Source organism: Conexibacter sp. CPCC 205762, assembly GCF_030646155.1.
Classification (GTDB): Bacteria; Actinomycetota; Thermoleophilia; order Solirubrobacterales; family Solirubrobacteraceae; genus Conexibacter.
In genome coordinates this window covers 1-515 of sequence record NZ_JAUTDN010000116.1, presented here as the reverse complement: position 1 = coordinate 515, position 515 = coordinate 1, and the positions used below count along the sequence as shown (strand labels likewise).

1 pseudogene is annotated in these 515 nt (G+C 83.5%); it reads right to left on the bottom strand.

Annotated features, from left to right (window positions below):
• Window positions 1–515, bottom strand: a pseudogene (locus Q7L73_RS28660) (hypothetical protein); the annotation flags it as partial.

The window sequence follows — 515 nt, the reverse complement described above, 5'->3', positions numbered from 1 at the left end:
CGGCGGCGGTCGCGGCGGCGGGCGCGGCGCCGGCGGACGCCGCCAGCCGCTCCCGCCGCGGGCCGCGGGCGGCGGTCATCGCGGCGTGGATCGTGCGCAGCCGCCGGGCCGGGTCATGCTCTGAGACGGGCAGCTCCAGCACCGCGCACGGCTCCTCGCCGAGGAGCGCCTGCGCGCCGACCGCGACAGGCACCAGCGCGCGCAGGTCAGCCGGCGCCTGGCCGGCGGCGAGCGCGACCCGCCGCAGCGCGCCGGCCGCGACCGCGAGCACGACGTCGTGCGGCTCGACCGCGACCTGCTCGGCGATCCGCCGCAGCCGCGTCAGCTCCAGCCGCGCTGTCACGAGCGTGCGCGGCGCCGGGCCGGCGGCGGCGTTGAGGTAGGACGGCGGCGCCTGCGCCAGCAGCCCCTCGGTGCGGGCGTAGGCGGCGCGTCGCAGCGTCGTGCCGACGCGGCCGGCGGCGCCGAGGCCTCCGCCCCCGCCCCCGGGCGCGCCGAGCCGCCCCGCGCCGCCC